This window comes from Saccharomonospora sp. CUA-673 (assembly GCF_001942305.1).
Classification (GTDB): Bacteria; Actinomycetota; Actinomycetes; order Mycobacteriales; family Pseudonocardiaceae; genus Prauserella.
On the sequence record NZ_MKKE01000084.1, the window covers coordinates 1 to 17,605 of the forward strand.

Genomic DNA, 17,605 nt, shown 5'->3' on the forward strand with positions numbered 1-17,605 from the left:
TGCGGACCAGCCGGTCCTCGCTCACCGTCGGCGCCCTGCGGACCCGCGGGACCGGCCGGACCCGACGTGCCGCGCGGCCCGGGCGGCCCTGCTGGCCGTCCTGGCCCGCCGGCCCCTGCTGACCGTCCTGACCCGCCGGGCCCTGCTGGCCGTCCTGACCCGCGGGACCCTGCTGACCGGTCGGACCCTGCGGACCCGTGTCGCCGGGCGGACCCGTCGGCCCGACCGACTGGGTCTGCGGCGGCGGGTCGTAGACGTCGGGGTCGCCGGTGTCCCCGTCGGGACCCTCGCCCGTGGCGGCGGGGCCGCCGAACACCGGGCCGTGCACACCGGACGGTTCGACACCGAACCACGGCATCTCCGGCTGGGACGCCGCGGGAACGGCATTGCTGAGCACGACGATGATCGCCGCGGTGGTACTCGAAACGATCCGAACCGTGCGACGGGAAGTGGAACCACGCCCTGCGGTCACGAAGTACCTCCGACAAGTCTGATCTCACCTTCGTCGGTCAGCGTCTTCGACTGGCCTTCCTGCGGCGAAAAGACCTCGACCTGGAAACCCGCGTTCTGGAACGAGAAGTATGTGGAACGGGGACGTTCGTTGAAGGTCGCGATGATCGCGCCGCCCTGCGCCTCGGCGACGTCGGCGACCTCCTCGTCGGCATTGCTGAGCGCGTCGTAGCCGTCGATGTCGCCGTAGGTGGCGATCGTCAGATGCTGGTCGTCCGAACCGGCCTCGGTGCCCTCGGGCAGGTACCGCACGAAGATCGCGTTCTTCGTGGTCAGCGTGACCTCGAGCTCCGAGTCGGGACGCTCGCCCGCCCAGTAGACCGGGTAGTGCTTCGACGCGAACTCCTCGAGCTCCTCGGCCGACACGATCTTGGGGACCCCGACCTCGACACCACCGGCGTCCTCGGCCCCGACGGCGTCGCCCGAACCGCGCAGCATCCAGCCGGCGAACACGGCGACGACAACGGCCACGGCCGCTAGGGACCACAAGATCGCTTTGTTTCGTGTACGCATGAGCGCGACCTTCCCTGTAGTAGCCTCGGCGCTCATCCGGGAAGCGGATTCGCGTCGAATTCAACGCATCTCCGGTTACTTGGTCGGAACCAATCACCCCTGCGCCAAAAAGGCTTGCAGGAGATCAGAACGACCGCTTGATGATCATGAAAAATCGCCCGCTCGGACGAACCGTCGAATACCGGACGAACAACCATTCCGCACTCGGGCCGGGCGCAATTCTGTACGGAATCCAGAAAAGGAATTCGGGGATTCTGCCGCCGGCGCCGGGTGCCGGATGCGGGTCAGGTATCGACCACCGGGTGCACCTCGAGCGTCGACGCATGATCACCTGCTCGCCGGTGACCATGCTCACGCGCCGAGACCTGGACTCGGGCGAAACCGGGTCCGGGCGGTATCCTTCCGCGCGTGGTTATCTTCTTCACGATCCTGCTGTTCCTGGCCCTCGCCATCTCGACGTGGTTCGCCGGCTACGTCGTCTACCGGCTGTACACGGATCACTGAGCGACGAACCGAACGCGGCAAGTAAGGCTGGCAGTCACATGTCGAGCGGCGACGAAGCCATCGAGGCCGCGGCGCAGCGCGCCCAGCAGACGGCCCACCGCAACATCCCGCAGTTGGACGACCTCCCTATCCCCGGGGACACGGCGAACCTGCGGGAGGGTGCGGACCTCAACGACGCCTGTCTCGCGCTCCTGCCCCTGGTCGGCGTGTGGCGCGGCGAGGGCGAGGTCAACTACCCGACCATGGACGAGCCGCAGCGCGTCGCCCAGCAGCTGACGATCTCCCACGACGGCCGGCCGTTCTTCCAGCACGAGGCGCGGTCGTGGCTGCTCGACGCCGACGGCAACGTCATCCGGCCCGCCGCCCGCGAGACCGGGTGGTGGCGGCCCCAGCCCGACGACACGATCGAGCTCCTGCTCGCGCACTCGTCCGGCATCCTCGAACTCTTCTACGGCACGGCCCGCGGCCAGTCCGCGTGGCAGTTCGCCACCGACGCCGTCGTCCGGTCGCAGACCGCGAAGGACGTCACCGCCGCCGAGCGGCTCTACGGGATCATGCCCGACGGCAGCGGCAACCTCGGCTACGTCGAGGAGCGCGCCATGATGGGCCACCCCCTGACCCCCCACGTCTCGCTCGTCCTGGAACGCGTCGTCGGCTGAAACGCGCCGGTCAGGCGTATTGGGCGTCGTAGGCCTTCGCGAGATCGGCGTGGATGGCCTCGGAGTCGCCGGCGAGGCGGGTGCCGTCGAGGGTGTGGACGCGGGTGAGCTTGCGGATCGACGACGCCAGCATCAGCGCGTCCCCCTCGCCCAGTTCGTCGGCCTTGAGCTGGGCAACCTCCGTCTTCCACCCGAGCTTCTCGGCCGCGCGGAACACGTCGCCCTGGGTCGTGCCGGGCAGGATGCCGTTGGCCGGCGGCGGCGTGTACAGGGTCTTGCCGCGCGCCAGGATCACGTTCGACGTCGGCCCCTCGAGCACGTAGCCGTCGATGCTGGTGAAGATCACGTCGTCGGCCCCGCGGCGGTGCGCCTCCCGCTGCGCGGCCATGTTCACCGAGTACGACAGCGACTTCGCCCCCAGCAGCAGCCACGGCGCGCGTTCCATCAGATCCGACTCGAACCCGCGGTTCAACGTCACCACCGAGATGCCCTCGCGGCGCGCCCGCTTGGTCGACTCGGCGATGCCCATGCCGTAGGCGAACGCGGTCGGCCTCTCGTCCGGGTCGCCCTCGACGCCGCGCGTGAGGACGATCTTCAGCGCCAGTTCCTCCTCCGCCGGCCACGCGTCGATGACCTGCTGGATCACGCGCTCCCACGCCGCCCGGTCCGGTTCGGCCATGTCGAGTTTCGCGGCCGAGCGCGCGAACCGGTCCAGGTGGGCGTCCAACTCCCGGGGGACACCGTTGGTGACGAGGATCGTCTCGAAGATCCCGTCGCCGCGGACGAGCCCGAGGTCGTCGACGCGGATGTGAGCCTGGTCGGGGTCGGCGAACGTGCCGTCGAGGAAGGCGAGCAAGCGCATGGGCCTCACCGTACTCAGCGTGGGCGGCGGTGCCACCGGGCCCGGTAAAGGTCCCGCGGCCTGCGGCCATCGGCGCCCGCTCCGACATACGATCGGCCTATGACGTACTCCTCGCCCCTGTCCGAATTGCCCGGCGCCGTCGCCGCTCCCGACGACCATCCGGAAGCCGGCGTTCCCTGGCATTGGGGTGACCCGCTGGCCGAGCAACGCACCGCCGCGCGCGGGGTGGCGGTCGTCGACCGTTCGCATCGCCACGTCATCACGGTGTCCGGTTCGGAGCGGCTGTCGTGGCTGCACCTGGTGTTGTCGCAGCACGTGTCCGACCTGCCCGCCGACACGGGCACCGAGTCGCTCGTGCTGGACGCGCAGGGCCGGATCGACGCGCACATGCTCGTCGCCTACACCGGCGACGTGGTCTACCTCGACACCGATCCCGATTCCCGCGCCACGAGCGCCATGCCGGGCGGCGCCAAGCAGACGCTCGTCGAGTACCTGCAGAACATGAAGTTCTGGTCGGACGTCGAGGTCGTCGACGCGACGGGCGACTACGCCGTGTTGACGCTCGTCGGCCCGGACGCCGACCAGGCGCTCGGCGTGCTCGGCACGGACACGCCGCTCGAGCTGCCGGCCGAGCCGTACTCGGTGGTCGCGCTGCCGGAGGGCGGGCTGGCCAGGCGGATGCCGTGGCCGGGCACGCGCGCGATCGACCTGCTCGTACCGCGCGCCGACGTGGTCACCGTGTGGAAGCGCCTCACCGACGCGGGTGCGCGGCCCGCCGGGTCGTGGGCGTACGACGCGCTGCGCGTCGAGTCGCTGGCCCCGCGGGTCGGCCTCGACACCGACGAGCGCGCCATCCCCCACGAGGTCGGCTGGATCGGCTCCGCCGCGCACGTGGCCAAGGGCTGCTACCGCGGACAGGAGACGGTCGCCAAGGTGTTCAACGTCGGCAGGCCGCCGCGCAACATGGTGCTGCTGCACCTCGACGGGTCGGCGGAGATCTACCCGGAGACGGGCGATCCGGTGACCCACGGCGAACGCACCGTGGGCCGCGTCGGCAGCGTCGCCCAGCACCACGAGCTGGGCCCCATCGCCCTGGCGCTCGTGAAGCGGTCGACGCCCACGGACGCGGAACTGCTCGCCGGCTCGGGCGAGGAGACGGTGCAGGCCTCGATCGACCCCGACTCCGTGCCCGCCGAGGGCGCCGCGCCGGGACGTGAAGCGGTGCAGCGCCTGCGCGGGTGACATGATCTACGCCCCGGAGGCCGCGAGCCTCTGGTCCGCATCGACGACGTGAAGCAGGATGGCCCAGTGATCGAAGTCCGGCCGGGAGGACGGCGGCGCATCGACCGTGTCCTCGCACCCGGTTACGCGAGCGACCCCGAATCGCTGCCGCTGCCGACGCTGCGGGAGCGGCGGGACGAGGCCGCGCAGGAGGAGACCGACCTGTCCTACCTGCGCAGACTCCTGCACGCACGGATCGACATCGTCAAGGCCGAGCAGTTGCGGCGGACCACGAGCACCGGCGACGAAGACGCTGACTCCCAGGATGTCGTGGCCCGGCTGACGGCGATCCTGTCCGACAACGCACTCGGCCCCGCGACCGGCTCGGGCCGGCACCAGACGCTCGAACCGACCCGCGCCGGCGAGTACCGCAGGGCCGCCGAGGCGCTGGTCGGCGACGCGAACCTGTCCGACGTCGTCGCCCTCACCGACGACCAGCTCCGCGACACGCTCGCCTCCTACGGCGAGCAGGAGGCGTCGGTGTCGCAGCGCAGGCGCGAGGTCCAGGGCGTCGTCGACGCGTTCAACGCCGAGCTCGCCCGCCGGTACGCCCAGGGCACGGCCTCGGTCGACGAGCTTCTCGACTCGCAGCGGGGTTCCGTCGGCGGCGACTCCTCCGGTCCTGGGTCCGGCCCCGACTCCGGCAGCTCCGGTTCCGGCCCCGATTCCGGCTCGGGCGACGGGGTGTGACCGCGCTCGTCGAGGTGGTGCGCTCGGGGTTCGTCGAGAGCGTGCATCACGGGAGCCTCGTCGTGACCGCACCCGACGGGACGGTGCGCGCGTCCGTGGGGGACGTGACCGCACCGATGTACCCGCGTTCGTCGAACAAGCCGTTGCAGGCGTTGGGCATGCTGCGCGCCGGGTTGGACGTCGCCGACGCCGACCTCGCGCTGGCGTCCGCGTCGCACAACGGCGAACCGGGGCACGTCGAGCCGGCGCTCGCGATCCTGGCCCGCGCGGGGCTCACCGAGGACGATCTGCACTGCCCGCCCGACCGGCCGCGCGGCGAACCCGCCGCCGAACCGCGCCGGGCCGCGATGAACTGCTCCGGCAAGCACGCGGCGATGCTGGCGACGTGCGTGGCGGCGGGCTGGTCGACGTCCGACTACACCGCCGCCGACCACCCGTTGCAGCGCGCGATCGCCGACACGGTCGCAGAGCTGACGGGCGAACCGATCGCGTGGACGGGCGTCGACGGCTGCGGCGCGCCGCTGCTGGCGTACTCGCTGACCGGCCTGGCCAGGGCGTTCGGCCGGCTCGTCACGGGCGAGGGCGACCGGCGCCGCGTCGCCGACGCGATGCGCGCGCACCCGTGGCTGGTCGCGGGCACCGACCGGGAGGACACGGTCCTGATGGACGCCGTGCCGGGGCTGCTGATGAAGGGCGGCGCGGAGGGCGTCCACGCGTACGCGCTGGCTGACGGCACGGCGGTCGCGTTCAAGATCGCCGACGGCAACGCCCGGGCCCGCGAACCGATCCTGGTCGAATCCCTGCGCCTCCTCGGCGCCCTGCCTGCCGGCAAGGCGGCGGGCGAGGCGATCGACCGCATGGCGCGAGGCGCAGGCGTGGTCACCGGAGCGGGAGTCGACGTCGGCTCCCTCCGGGTGACGAGTCAGTTGAAGCGTTCCCTGGCTGCCAGTTCGCCCCAGTAGTCGCGGAGGGTCTGGAAGATCTCACCGACCTCCTCGACGTCGCCGTTGCGCAGCGCCTCGAGCAGCATGTGCACCTCGTCGGCGGAGGTGTCGGACTCGAGGGTCGGGTCGTCGATCAGCTGCACGAGCCGCCGTAGTCGAGTTCGACGGCCGAGGCGGCGTGGAAGTTGGTCAGCCACCGGTGCGTCTCGCCGAGGATCTGCACCGGGCCGGCGTCCTCGCCGAGGGCGTTGCCGACGAGTTCCTCGGCCTCGGCGACGCGCCGCAACGCATCGGCCATCGGCGTCCGCCACGACAGTTCGCGCTTCGGGTCGTCCTGGCCGGAGCCGAGCTCGAGGCGGAACTGGCGCGGGTCGACCAGCGAGAACCACGGCAGCGGCACGGTCCACGTGGTGGACAGCACGTGCATCGAGGTGCCGTAGAGGTCGCGCAAGGCCGAGTTCGCGCGCGACTTGATGCGGTCCTCGGGCGCGCCGATCGCGTCGACGACGGCGCCGCGCAGCGCCGGATGCGCCTCGCCGAGGAACCCGACCAACGCGGCCGCCGACCGCGGACGGACCTCGAGCGGGCAGACGAGCGGCCCGGGGCCGACCTCGGCGTCCGACGACGTCGGCACCTCGTCCGGGTCGAGCACCAGCACGTCCGGCAGCGGTGACAGCTCCCGCGGCAGCACCTTCGGCGTCGCGGAGGCCTGTGACTTCAACCACATGACCAGCTCGCGTTCGCCCGCATCGGGGCGCGTCAGTGCCGCTTCGCTCACCGCATGGGCCAGCCGCGCCTCCGGCGGCTCGCCGAAGGCGGAGAGCGGTTCGTACACGCGCAGATAGGCGACGAATGGTCGAAGCACCCGGGAATCCTGGCACGTCGCCGGGCCGGAGCGAGCATCGGCTGGGCCGTTCGAGCGGTGATCTTGAGACTGTCGCGGTCAGCACACCGCGCCACGTCGCATCGAGCCCGGGGGACACGGTACGGTGTCCTCTAGGAAATAGTTGTCGAGACGACGCGGGGCCGCCGCTTTCCCCCGGCCGCCCCGCCCCTGCGCAAGGGGGTCGAGCCATGGGGCGCGGCCGAGCTAAGGCCAAGCAGACGAAAGTGGCCCGGGAGCTCAAGTACAGCGTTCCCACCACGGACTTCGATGCTCTGCAGCGTGAGCTGTCGAGCAACTCCTCGGACGAGAACGGCCAGGAGCACGAGGAGCGGTACGAAGACCCGTACGACGACGGGTACGACGACTACCGTCGATGACTCAGCTGAGTGCGAGGGCGGACACCGACCCGGTCGGTGACCGCCCTCGCATTCCGCGTGTCCACTGAACTTCAAGGGAGAGAGCGTGGCGGAAATCCAGCGGATCGGTGTTGTCGGTGCGGGCCTGATGGGCTCGGGAATCGCCGAGGTCCACGCTCGGGCGGGGCTCGACGTCGTCGTGAACGAGGTCAGCCAGCCGGCACTGGACTCCGGTCGCGCCCGCATCGAGAAGTCGCTGCAGCGGGCGACCAAGTCGGGCAAGATCTCCGCCGACGACGCCGAGGCAGCCCTCGGCCGGCTCACGTTCACGACCGACGTCGACGCGTTCGCAGACCGGGACCTGGTCGTCGAGGCGATCCTGGAGAACGAGCAGGCCAAGACGGACCTGTTCGGCACCCTGGACAAGGTCGTCACCAGCGGCGACGCCATCCTCGCCTCCAACACGTCGTCCATCCCGATCATGAAGATCGGCATGGCGACGCAGCGGCCCGAGAGCGTCGTCGGCGTGCACTTCTTCAACCCGGTTCCGGTGCTGCCGCTCGTGGAGCTGGTGCCGTCGGTGCGCACGAGCGACGACGTCGTGCGGCGCGCCGAGGAGCACGTCACCGGCGCACTCGGCAAGACGGCCATCCACTGCCAGGACCGCGCCGGGTTCATCGTCAACGCGCTGCTGGTGCCGTACCTGCTGTCGGCGATCCGCATGTACGAGGCCGGCTACGCCTCCGCCGAGGACATCGACACCGGCATGGAGAAGGGCACCGCGCACCCGATGGGCCCGTTGCGCCTGGCCGACATGGTCGGCCTGGACACGGTGAAGTTCATCGCCGACTCCATGTACGACGAGTTCAAGGAGCCGACGTACGCGGCGCCGCCGCTGCTGATGCGCATGGTCGACGCGGGCCTGCTCGGCAAGAAGTCCGGGCGCGGGTTCTACGACTACAGCTGAGCTCGCCGGCGTGTGAGCTGATCGGCATGCCGCGCCGCGTAGGCCCTACGCTGCGGGCATGAACGACACCCAGCTGCGCGTCGGTCTCGTCGGCGGCGGGCCGTGGGCGCGCACCGTGCACGCACCCGGTCTGTCGGACCATCCGGCGACGAAACTCGAGGCCGTGTGGACGCGGCGGCCCGACATGGCCGCCGAGGTCGCGGACGAGCACGACGCCGTGGCGGTGGGGTCGTTCGACGAGCTGTTGGACGCGGTCGACACGGTGGCGTTCGCCGTGCCGCCGTCGGTGCAGGGCGAGCTGGCCGTGCGCGCGGCGGAGGCCGGTAAGCACCTGATCCTCGAGAAGCCCCTCGCGGGCGACGTCGCGACGGCCGAGCGTCTCGCCGCCGCCGTCGACGCGGCCGGCGTGGCGTCGTTGCTGATGTTGACGATGCGCTACGGCCAGCAGACGCGGGACTGGATCACCGGCATCCGCGACGCGGGCGGGTGGAGCGGCGGTGCGGCCCGGTGGTTGTCCGGCGCGATGCTCGGCGACAAGTACGGCGGCTCCACGTGGCGCCTCGCCGACGGCGTGCTCGTCGACGTCGGCCCGCACGTGATCGACCTGCTCGACGCCGCCCTCGGCCCCGTGACCGGAGTGCTGTCGGCGCACCGCACCGACGCCGACCTCTGGCACCTCGTGCTCGAGCACGACCGCGGGCCCGCGGCGCCGTCGGCGACCTCGACGGTCAGCATGTCGACCCGCGTTCCGGTACGGCCGACGGTCGCCGAGTTCACCGTGTACGGCGAGCACGGCATGCGCACGATGGCGCGCGGCGGTTCGGCGTCGGAGTCGTACACGGCGTTGCTCGACGACTTCGCCGCGCTGTGCGCGACGGGGCTGCGGGAGCACGAGTGCGACGTCCGGCGCGGCCTGCACCTTCAGCGTGTGTTGGCGGCGTGTGTCGAGGCCGCCGGCTGAGCACGCCGCCTGAGCACGCTGCCGACCGAGCACCACCCGGGCTGAGTAACCCACCCACCCGAAACGGGCACCGCGTGCACCATTCATTCCGGTGAATGCGGGGTTTCCGCGAGAATTCCGAACGTGGGTCAGGAATCTGTCGACCGGCCCCGCGGACGCGTCTCGGGAACCCCGACCCCGCTCGGGTGGAGGCCCTACGAACGGAGGGAAAGTACCCGTTCCGGCGATCCGTCGACGCGCTCGGCGGATCGCGCCGACGACCGCGGGCGGCGACGGTTCCGCTGGTCGAGGCCCCAAAAATGTCCGGGATGTCCCTGATGACCGGAGACTCGGAACGTTCCGTTAACGCCGGGACAGCGTCGGGGAAACGTCGAGCGGAACATCCCTCGACCACCTGGTCCGTTAGCACCGGACGCAATATCGGGGCAAGGGCGAATACATCACGCCATTCAACCCTGGGCCCACGCGTGTCGGATTTGCCAACCTGGCGTCGAGACGCAACAACAAGGGGGTCCGCTGGGTGGAATATCTGCTTCAGCATTTCGGAAAGCTCATTCCGGTTGCGGCAGCGATGATGCTCCCGGCCTCGGCGGCGTGGATGACCATGCTGCTGCGTCGACGTCGGCGCGTGGGTCTGCGCCGGGCGTTCGTCACGGCGTCGCTCGACGTCGTGATCGTCATGTGGGCGGTGTGGGTGTCGCTGTTGGTCACGATGCCGACGGCCAACCCCGGCAGCGTCCATCTCGTGCCCGGCACCGATCTGCTCGTCGCGGCGGGCGACCGTGAGGCGTTCTGGCAACTCACGGCGAACTTCAGCCTGCTGCTTCCGCTGGGCATGCTGTTGCCCGCGCGGTGGGTGTGGTGGCGCAGCACCCGTCGCGTGACCGTGGCGGCGTTCACGACGTCCTGCGGGATCGAGCTGACGCAGTACATCGCGGCGGTCGGCCGCGTGACCTCGACCGACGACGTGCTCGTCAACACCGCGGGCGCCACCGCGGGCGCCAGCCTCACGTTGTGGATCATCCACCGCCGGCAGGTTCCGCAGTTCACGCCGGTCGTCGCGCCGGTCGGGGTCCAGCCGGGCCCGCGGAGTGCCGTGTGGGCCGTCGGCTCGCGGACTCGCGGCGTCGATCCGGTCGCGGTTCCCGGGCCGCGGCTGCCCCGCACCGCCATCGCCATGCCCCGGCACGCCAACACGGCGCCGCGAACTGCCAACACGGCGACGTGGAACGCTGACACGGCCGCGCGGAATGCTGACACGGCGACGTGGGGTGCTGACACGGCGCGGGTTTAGCGTCACCAGTCGCCGCGCGAGCGGCGGTTTCGTTTGACGTCGGAGCGGCGCTTCTTCGCGGCGATACGACGTTCCTGGGAGCCGCGGGTGGGCTTGGTGGGCCTGCGCTTCTTCGGCGGCGGCGCGGCGGCCTCGCGCAACGTGGCGACGAGCCGGGCACGGGCGGCCTCGCGGTTGCGGAGCTGCTCGCGGTGTTCGGACGCCACGATGGTCAGCACCCCGTCGACGAGTCGCCGGTCGAGCCGGGCCAGCAACCGCGAGCGCACCGTGTCGGGCACCGACGGCGACCGCGCCACGTCGTACGACAACTCGACGCGCGACGACGTCGTGTTCACCCCCTGACCGCCGGGCCCGGACGCGCGCGTGAACCGCTCGGTCAGCTCGCCCTCGGCGATGACGAAGCGGGACGTGACGCGCAGCTCGCCCACGGCGGGACCGTCAGAACCTCGGGTGGTCGCCCGACAGCACGGCGCGCGGCGCGTCGGCCGCGTCGCCGTCGGCGGTCTTGACCTCGCCGAGCACCCAGGCGGGCACGTGCCGCGCGGTGAGCACGGCCAGCGCGCGGTCGACGTCCTCGGGCGAGACGACCGCGACCATGCCGACGCCCATGTTGAACGTCTTCTCCATCTCGCCGCGTTCGACGCGGCCGCGCTGGCCGATGATCGCGAACACCGGTGCGGGCGTCCACGTGCCGCGATCGAGGTGGGCGACGAGACCGTCGGGCAGCACGCGGCCGAGGTTGGCCTCGAGTCCGCCGCCGGTGATGTGGGCGAACGTGCGCACGTCGGCCTCGGCGACGAGCGCGAGGCAGTCCTTGGCGTAGATGCGGGTCGGTTCGAGCAGTTCCTCGCCGAGCGTGCGGCCGAGTTCCTCGACGTGCCCCTCGAGCGGCATCCGCGCGATGTCGAGCAGGACGTGGCGGGCCAGCGAGTAGCCGTTGGAGTGCAGTCCGCTCGAGCCCATGGCGATGACGACGTCGCCGGGGCGCACGCGCTCGGGACCGAGGACGTCGGCCGCCTCGACGGCGCCGACGCCGGTGGCGGAGATGTCGTACTCGTTCTCGGCCATGACCCCGGGGTGTTCGGCGGTCTCGCCGCCGAGCAGGGCGCAGCCTGCCTGCACGCACCCCTCGGCGATGCCCGCGACGATCGCGGCGATGCGCTCGGGCACGACCTTGCCGACGGCGATGTAGTCCTGCAGGAACAGCGGTTCGGCGCCGGTGACGACGAGGTCGTCGACGACCATGGCGACCAGGTCGATGCCGACGGTGTCGTGCTTGTCGAGCGCCTTCGCGACCGCGATCTTCGTGCCCACGCCGTCGGTGGACGAGGCGAGCAGCGGTTCGGTCCAGCGGTCGAGCTTGAGGGAGAACAGCCCGGCGAACCCGCCGACGCCGCCGACGACCTCGGGGCGCGTGGCACGGGCGGCGTGCGGCTTCAGCAGCTCGACGGCGTTGTCACCGGCGTCGATGTCGACACCGGCCGCGGCGTAGGTGGCGCCGGATCCCCCGGTCACCGACTCGCGGGCGGACTCGTTGATCACCGGCGCGAACTCCTCACTCGAACCGCCCCGAGGGCCCCATGGTCGCGTTGAACGCGACTGATCTTCCCTTCGCGCCCAGCCGGTCGCGGTGGGAAGAATGGTCGCGCCGAGTGCGACCATCGGGCCCTTGGGAGCACGAAAACGTTGTGGTTACGGACGCCGGACGGCGTCCTCGGCACCGTACCCGGCCGGTACGACGGGGAGGTCCCGAGATGTCCCGCCGAGGTTCTCGAGCATGTGCTTGCCGATGAGCGCCTCGTCGGGCAGCGGCACAGGGTACTCACCGTCGAAGCAGGCCGCACACACGCGGTTGCGCGGCTGTTCGGACGCGGCGACCAGGGCGTCGACGGACGCGTAGCCGAGCGAGTCGGCGCCGATGGCCCTCCGGATTCCGTCGAGGTCGGCGCCGTTGGCGACGAGTTCGGCGCGGGAGGCGAAGTCGATGCCGTAGAAGCACGGCCACCGCACTGGCGGCGACGCGATCCGCACGTGCACCTCAAGCGCCCCGGACTCGCGCAGCATGCGCACGAGCGCGCGTTGGGTGTTGCCGCGCACGATGGAGTCGTCGACCACGACGAGCCGCTTGCCGCGGATGACGTCGCGCAGCGGGTTCAGCTTCAACCGGATGCCGAGCTGGCGGATCGTCTGCGACGGCTCGATGAACGTGCGGCCGACGTAGCTGTTCTTGACGAGCCCCTGGCCGTACGGGATGCCGGAGGCTGGGCGTAGCCGATGGCCGCGGGCGTGCCGGATTCGGGCACGGGGATGACGAGGTCGGCGTCAGCGGGGTACTCGTCGAAGAGCCTGCGCCCGATGTCGACGCGAGTGGCGTGCACGCCGCGGCCGGAGATCGTCGTGTCGGGCCGGGCGAGGTAGACGTACTCGAAGATGCAGCCCTTCGGCTCCGGGTTGGCGAAGCGCGTGGACCGGATCCCGTCGGCGTCGATGGCGATCAGCTCGCCCGGTTCGACCTCGCGGACGAACGAGGCGCCGATGATGTCGAGGGCGGCGGTCTCGCTCGCGGCGACCCAGCCGCGTTCGAGCCGGCCGAGCACGAGCGGGCGGATGCCGTGCGGGTCGCGCGCGGCGTACAGCGTCGACTCGTCGGAGAAGGTGAGGCAGAACGCGCCGCGCAGCGTGGGCAGCAGTTTCGTCGCGGCGGCCTCGATGCCGATGTCGGCCGCGGTCGCGGCGAGCAGCCCGCAGACGAGGTCGGAGTCGGTGGTGGCGCCGTTCGTGCTGACGACTCCGAGTTCGCGCGCGCGTTCGTGCAGTTCGTGGGTGTTGACGAGGTTGCCGTTGTGCCCGAGCGCGATGCCCGTGCCCGCGCCCGTGGTGCGGAACGTCGGCTGGGCGTTCTCCCAGCTCCCGCCGCCGGTGGTCGAGTAGCGGCAGTGGCCGACGGCGACGTGTCCCTGCAGTGACGACAGCGTCTGCTCGTCGAAGACCTGGCTGACGAGCCCGAGATCCTTGAACACGACGACCCGGCTGCCGTCGCCGACGGAGATGCCCGCCGCCTCCTGCCCGCGGTGCTGCAGGGCGTAGAGGCCGTAGTACGTCAGCTTCGCGACGTCCTCACCGGGCGCCCAGACCCCGAAGACGCCGCATTCCTCGCGGGGCTCCTGCTCGGGTTCGATCGTGGGATCGGTGAGGGACTCGACGGAGGATTCGTGCTGGTCGGTGTGCACCGAAGGACTCCCCTGAAGGATGAGAACGGGCCGCCTCCAGTGTAGGTCCACGGAGGCGGCCCGTCGGGGTGAGATGGCGCTCAGACCGGGATTCCACAGCGACGAGGGGGGAGGTGCGCTGCTTCGTCTCCGGCCTGAGCGCGACCAGGGGACGCGACCGGCGCGGTGGCCGCGTCGAGGGCGGGTCGAAACCCGCCGATGGGGCGGTACTCAAGCGTTCAGTTATGTGTGTTCCGCAGGTTGTCAGGCGGTGGCCTGGAGCCACTTGGTGCGACCGGATCCGTTGGGGACCCAGCAGCCCCGAGCGCTCGTACGCGACTGCGACGCCGGTTGGCAGTACGCGTCGTCGGCCAGCGCGAGCAGTTCGTCGACGACCTCGTCCATGCCGCCGGAACGCTGCCAGAACACCTGCTTGGGCTCGAGGATGTTCGGCTCGTCGTGCGGCATGCGCAGGGCGGTGACGTCGTGCTCGGCGTCGAGTCGGATCACGTCGACGACCGTGTCGTGCATCCGCACGCCCACGACGGTGACGAGTTCACCGGAGGCGTCGCGCGGGTGCACGAAGCGGTAGCCGTGCGCGATGAGCCTGCCGAGCGTGGCTTCGACCTCGCTGGGGGCGATCTCAGGCGAGCAGGTCATCGAACTCGCCGTCCTTCACACCTGCCACGAACGCATCGATCTCGGCACGGGTGTAGACCAGGGCCGGACCCTGGGGATCACGGGAGTTGCGCATCGCGATGTCGCCGCCCGTCAGGGGTGCGACCTCGACGCAGTTGCCCATCGCGCCGCTGTAACGGCTCTTGCGCCACTGGGCTCCGGTCAGCCTCTCCGCGGAGATGCCGTTCTCGATCCGCTCCATGATCCTCACCTTCCCGACTGTCAACCTTGGAGGATTCTGGCGATGCATCTGCACGTGCATCAACGTGTGCAATCACGCTAGCACGCGCGACTGCTCGTGTGAATGCACGTGCATCAGCTCGTGATCTTGGGTCCCGGCAGGCCACTCAGAGATGAATCCGCAGGTCAACCGCAATTCCGGGGACATGCGGGCGATTCACCGTCGGTGAATGGATCTTGTGCTGCGACGAGCGGTCGATTTCCGTCGACGAGTAACTGGACGCATTGCGTACAGCTTTTCGGGTTCACTCGAAACAGCTACCCACCACGGAGCGTGCACCGCCGCGGTCCAGCCGAAGCCCGGATAGCGCAGCCGGCGCAGCGGCGCCGCCCGGCCGGAGCAGCCGGGTGAACGGAACGTCAGCCGCGGACGAACGTCAGGCGGAGATCGGCATCAGGTGAAGATCAGCCTCGGGCGGCGATCAGGCGGAGGCGCGAGCTTGGTCAGCAGCTGCCGGGACCGGTCCGGCGTCTCGGCGTCGACGGCGAGGCGGTCGAGCGAACGGCCGATGAGTTCGACGTCGTCGGGTCGGTCGAGATAGACGCCGCCCGCGATGTGCTCGACGTAGCCGATGTTGGGCAGCTCGGGTTCGGCGAACCGGAGCAGCGTGAACGAGCCCTCCGCGGCGTAGCCGCTGCGCTCGTAGGGCACGATCTGCACGGTGATGTGCGGCATCGCCGTCAGTTCGAGGATCTGGTCGAGCTGCGCGCGGTGCACGGTGCGCCCGCCGATCGGCCGGTACAGCACCGACTCGTCGACCACGGCCCACAACTTGGGCGCGTCCGGCCGGAAGAGCAGTCGCTGCCTGCGCATCCGCAGGTGCACGCGGGCCTCGGCCGATTCGGAGGCGTGCTCGGGCAGGCCGTGCGTCATGATCGCCCGCGCGTACTCGCGGGTCTGGAGCAGACCGGGGAAGAACTGCAGCTCGTAGGTCTGGATCCGGGCCGCGGCCTCCTCGAGTCCGACGTAGTCGTCGAACCACCGGGGCATGTGGTCGTTGAACTTCTGCCACCAGCCCGGCTGCGCCGACTGGCCGACGAGGTCCATGAACGACGCGCGCTCCTGCTGCTCGCTGACGCCGTACAGCGTGAGCAGGTCCTCGACGTCCCGTTCCTTGAACTTGACGCGGCCGAGCTCGAGCCGGCTGATCTTCGATTCGGAGGCGCGGATGTGATAGCCGGCGTCGGCGCGGGACAGGCCCGCTGACTCGCGGAGCCTGCGCAGCTGCGAGCCGAGGATCATGCGCCGTGCGGTCGGGCCCTTGTCCTCGGCCGTGTCCGACACCTCGGCGACCGAGGCCGGGGGCACCGCTCCCGGTCCGCCCGCCGCCGAAGGTCCCGAGGCCCCTGAGGCCCCTGAAGCCGCTGCGGACGACCCAGCAGGCCATTCAGCCTCTGATCCGGGTGTCATATCCGCCGTTCCGTCCCTCTCATGCCTACGCCGGTACCGCGTGGGGACCGGCCATTACCCAGAAAGATCATCGTAACGCAGCAGAGTCGTCCGGACATTCAACGTAGGCCCACCCGCCCGGGCGATCAAGCCCTGGTAGGCGACACGGCCGTTTACTCGCTCCGCCCCGGGTGACTACGCTGTGTGCGATCCCACGTCCCCGACCCTTGCGAGGTCCCCGCCATGTCTGCCGCAACACCCGAACGCGCGCCGGTGGGTGTGGACCCCACGCGGGCGAGCATCGCACGCGTCTACGACGCGTTCCTCGGGGGCAAGGACAACTACGAGATCGACCGCAAGGTGCGCGACGGCGTGCTCGCGGAGGCCCCGTACGCCCGGCACCTCGCCTACGAGAACCGCGACTTCCTGATCCGCGCGTGCCGTTTCCTCGCGCAGCAGACGGGCATCCGGCAGTTCCTCGACTGCGGTTCCGGGTTGCCGACGGCGGAGAACACTCATCAGGTCGTGCAGCGCGTGCACCCCGATACGAGGGTCGTCTACATCGACAACGACCCGGTCGTGATGGCGCACGGGCGGGCCCTGCTCGAGGAGAACGACGACACGACGCTGGTGTCGGCCGACATCTTCGACCCGTCGGCGGTGCTCGACAACGAGACGGTGCGCAAGCACCTCGACCTCGACCAGCCGTACGCGCTGCTGCACGTCGGCACGCTGCACCACTACGAGGGCCCGGCCGACGGCCCCGCGGAGATCATGCGCGAATACTACGACCGGCTGCCGTCCGGTTCGTTCGTCGCGATCAGCCACTTCATGGACCCCGAGAACGAGTACACGGCCATGGCGCGCAAGGCCGAGGAGAAGTTCCGCCACAGCCCCATGGGATCGGGCACGTTCCGCACCCTCGACGAGATCCGCACGCTGTTCGGCGACCTCGAACTCGTCGAGCCCGGCGTCATCCGCCTCGCCGACTGGTGGCAGGACGGCCCCCGCCTCACGCCCCTCAACGGGGCCCAGCACTGCATCGCAGGCGGCGTGGCCCGCAAACCCTGACCCCCGTTCGAAGCTCCCAAGGGCCCCATAGTCGCGTTGAGCGCAACTTTTCTTCCCTTCGCGGTGCGCGCCGGAGCGAAGGGAAGATTGGTCGCGTTGAGCGCGACCAAAGGGCCCTCGGGAGCACTTCAGGGGCGGACGATCGGGAGCCAGGGGGAGATGTCGGCTCGGGGGCCGGAGGCGGCGACGAGGCCGCGGTCGACGGCGTCGGTCCAGTCCAGGCGTCCGGTGGCCAGTTCGAGCCAGGTGCGCGGATCGGTCTCGACCACGTTCGGCGGCGTGCCCCGCGTGTGCCGCGGACCCTCGACGCACTGGACGGCCGAGAACGGCGGCACCCGCACCTCGACGCTGTGCCCGGGCGCGATCGTCGCCAGCGTGCGCAGGCTCAGCCGCACCGCCGACGCCAGTTCCTTCCGCGTCGGCTCGGCGCCCGCGTCCGGCTCGGCATCGGACTCGGTGGGGGTGTCCAACCAGGCGGCCACGGTACGGACAGCATGTCGTAACTCTTCGGGATCGACCGAGCGCGATGCGGGCATGCGTCCACACTAGAGTGGGCCCCGAGCAAGTGCGGCGGGAATGTGGAGAGCTAC

17 protein-coding genes and 3 pseudogenes are annotated in these 17,605 nt (G+C 70.6%); 9 read left to right on the forward strand and 11 right to left on the reverse strand.

What is annotated here, in order from left to right:
• Together BJF85_RS24575 and BJF85_RS24580 are read right to left on the reverse strand one after the other, a co-directional pair.
• Window positions 1-397, reverse strand: a pseudogene (locus tag BJF85_RS24575) (collagen-like protein); the annotation flags it as partial.
• 71 nt (window positions 398-468) lie between these two features.
• Window positions 469-1,023 carry a hypothetical protein gene (locus BJF85_RS24580; protein WP_139320847.1) on the reverse strand — a complete coding sequence of 185 codons (555 nt, stop codon included), beginning with the start codon at window positions 1,021-1,023 and terminating at the stop codon, window positions 469-471.
• 542 nt (window positions 1,024-1,565) lie between these two features.
• On the opposite strand from BJF85_RS24580, the gene BJF85_RS24585 reads away from it, so the two are divergent.
• Window positions 1,566-2,186 (forward strand): FABP family protein, encoded by a 621-nt coding sequence (locus BJF85_RS24585; RefSeq protein ID WP_075850318.1) that lies wholly within the window; start codon window positions 1,566-1,568, stop codon window positions 2,184-2,186.
• Window positions 2,187-2,196: 10 nt separating this feature from the next.
• Here BJF85_RS24585 and BJF85_RS24590 read toward each other — a convergent pair whose 3' ends face one another.
• Complete coding sequence (locus BJF85_RS24590; RefSeq protein ID WP_075850319.1) at window positions 2,197-3,048, reverse strand: aminodeoxychorismate lyase; 852 nt, start codon at window positions 3,046-3,048, stop codon at window positions 2,197-2,199.
• A 99-nt stretch (window positions 3,049-3,147) separates the two neighbouring features.
• On the opposite strand from BJF85_RS24590, the gene BJF85_RS24595 reads away from it, so the two are divergent.
• The 3 genes from BJF85_RS24595 (at window position 3,148) to BJF85_RS24605 (ending at window position 5,981) form a co-directional block, all read left to right on the forward strand.
• Window positions 3,148-4,290: a folate-binding protein YgfZ gene (locus BJF85_RS24595; protein ID WP_075850320.1), complete on the forward strand. Its 1,143-nt coding sequence runs from the start codon at window positions 3,148-3,150 to the stop codon at window positions 4,288-4,290.
• 66 nt (window positions 4,291-4,356) lie between these two features.
• Window positions 4,357-5,019 carry an aerial mycelium formation protein gene (locus BJF85_RS24600; protein WP_075850321.1) on the forward strand — a complete coding sequence of 221 codons (663 nt, stop codon included), beginning with the start codon at window positions 4,357-4,359 and terminating at the stop codon, window positions 5,017-5,019.
• Window positions 5,016-5,981, forward strand: a complete 966-nt coding sequence (locus tag BJF85_RS24605) for an asparaginase (RefSeq protein WP_075850322.1) — start codon at window positions 5,016-5,018, stop codon at window positions 5,979-5,981. The genes BJF85_RS24600 and BJF85_RS24605 overlap by 4 nt, the downstream gene beginning before the upstream one ends.
• On the opposite strand, the pseudogene BJF85_RS24610 reads toward BJF85_RS24605, so the two are convergent.
• Window positions 5,942-6,828 (reverse strand): annotated as a pseudogene (locus BJF85_RS24610) (hypothetical protein). The gene BJF85_RS24605 and the pseudogene BJF85_RS24610 overlap by 40 nt on opposite strands.
• 209 nt (window positions 6,829-7,037) lie before the next feature.
• Here BJF85_RS24610 and BJF85_RS24615 point away from each other — a divergent pair.
• The 4 genes from BJF85_RS24615 (at window position 7,038) to BJF85_RS24630 (ending at window position 10,427) form a co-directional block, all read left to right on the forward strand.
• Window positions 7,038-7,226, forward strand: a complete 189-nt coding sequence (locus BJF85_RS24615) for a DUF3073 domain-containing protein (RefSeq protein ID WP_075850323.1) — start codon at window positions 7,038-7,040, stop codon at window positions 7,224-7,226.
• Window positions 7,227-7,311: 85 nt separating this feature from the next.
• Window positions 7,312-8,172, forward strand: a complete 861-nt coding sequence (locus BJF85_RS24620; RefSeq protein ID WP_075850324.1) for a 3-hydroxybutyryl-CoA dehydrogenase — start codon at window positions 7,312-7,314, stop codon at window positions 8,170-8,172.
• 58 nt (window positions 8,173-8,230) lie between these two features.
• On the forward strand, window positions 8,231-9,133 hold the full coding sequence (locus tag BJF85_RS24625; RefSeq protein ID WP_075850325.1) for a Gfo/Idh/MocA family protein: 903 nt from the start codon (window positions 8,231-8,233) through the stop codon (window positions 9,131-9,133).
• Window positions 9,134-9,653: 520 nt separating this feature from the next.
• Window positions 9,654-10,427 (forward strand): VanZ family protein, encoded by a 774-nt coding sequence (locus BJF85_RS24630; RefSeq protein ID WP_139320848.1) that lies wholly within the window; start codon window positions 9,654-9,656, stop codon window positions 10,425-10,427.
• Between the two features lie 2 nt (window positions 10,428-10,429).
• Here the strand turns inward: BJF85_RS24630 and arfB are convergent, their stop codons facing one another.
• The 6 genes and pseudogenes from arfB to BJF85_RS24660 all read right to left on the reverse strand — a co-directional run bounded on the left by arfB (window position 10,430) and on the right by BJF85_RS24660 (window position 15,797).
• A complete protein-coding gene (gene arfB / locus BJF85_RS24635) occupies window positions 10,430-10,855 on the reverse strand; it encodes an alternative ribosome rescue aminoacyl-tRNA hydrolase ArfB (protein WP_075850327.1) in 426 nt (141 codons plus the stop codon).
• A 10-nt stretch (window positions 10,856-10,865) separates the two neighbouring features.
• On the reverse strand, window positions 10,866-11,942 hold the full coding sequence (gene purM / locus BJF85_RS24640) for a phosphoribosylformylglycinamidine cyclo-ligase (protein ID WP_139320862.1): 1,077 nt from the start codon (window positions 11,940-11,942) through the stop codon (window positions 10,866-10,868).
• Between the two features lie 177 nt (window positions 11,943-12,119).
• A pseudogene (gene purF / locus BJF85_RS24645) lies at window positions 12,120-13,606 on the reverse strand (amidophosphoribosyltransferase).
• Window positions 13,607-13,900: 294 nt separating this feature from the next.
• Entirely contained in the window at window positions 13,901-14,296 is a 396-nt protein-coding gene (locus BJF85_RS24650; protein ID WP_075850328.1) for a hypothetical protein, read from the reverse strand.
• Entirely contained in the window at window positions 14,280-14,516 is a 237-nt protein-coding gene (locus tag BJF85_RS24655; protein WP_369822295.1) for a DUF397 domain-containing protein, read from the reverse strand. Before BJF85_RS24655 ends, BJF85_RS24650 begins: the two co-directional genes overlap by 17 nt.
• 432 nt (window positions 14,517-14,948) lie before the next feature.
• A complete protein-coding gene (locus BJF85_RS24660) occupies window positions 14,949-15,797 on the reverse strand; it encodes a helix-turn-helix transcriptional regulator (protein ID WP_075850445.1) in 849 nt (282 codons plus the stop codon).
• A gap of 420 nt (window positions 15,798-16,217) precedes the next feature.
• Between BJF85_RS24660 and BJF85_RS24665 the strand changes: the two genes are divergently transcribed.
• On the forward strand, window positions 16,218-17,015 hold the full coding sequence (locus BJF85_RS24665; protein WP_075850329.1) for an SAM-dependent methyltransferase: 798 nt from the start codon (window positions 16,218-16,220) through the stop codon (window positions 17,013-17,015).
• A gap of 128 nt (window positions 17,016-17,143) precedes the next feature.
• On the opposite strand, the gene BJF85_RS24670 is transcribed toward BJF85_RS24665, so the two are convergent.
• Window positions 17,144-17,551 carry a sterol carrier family protein gene (locus BJF85_RS24670; protein WP_075850330.1) on the reverse strand — a complete coding sequence of 136 codons (408 nt, stop codon included), beginning with the start codon at window positions 17,549-17,551 and terminating at the stop codon, window positions 17,144-17,146.
• Between the last annotated feature and the right edge of the window lie 54 nt (window positions 17,552-17,605).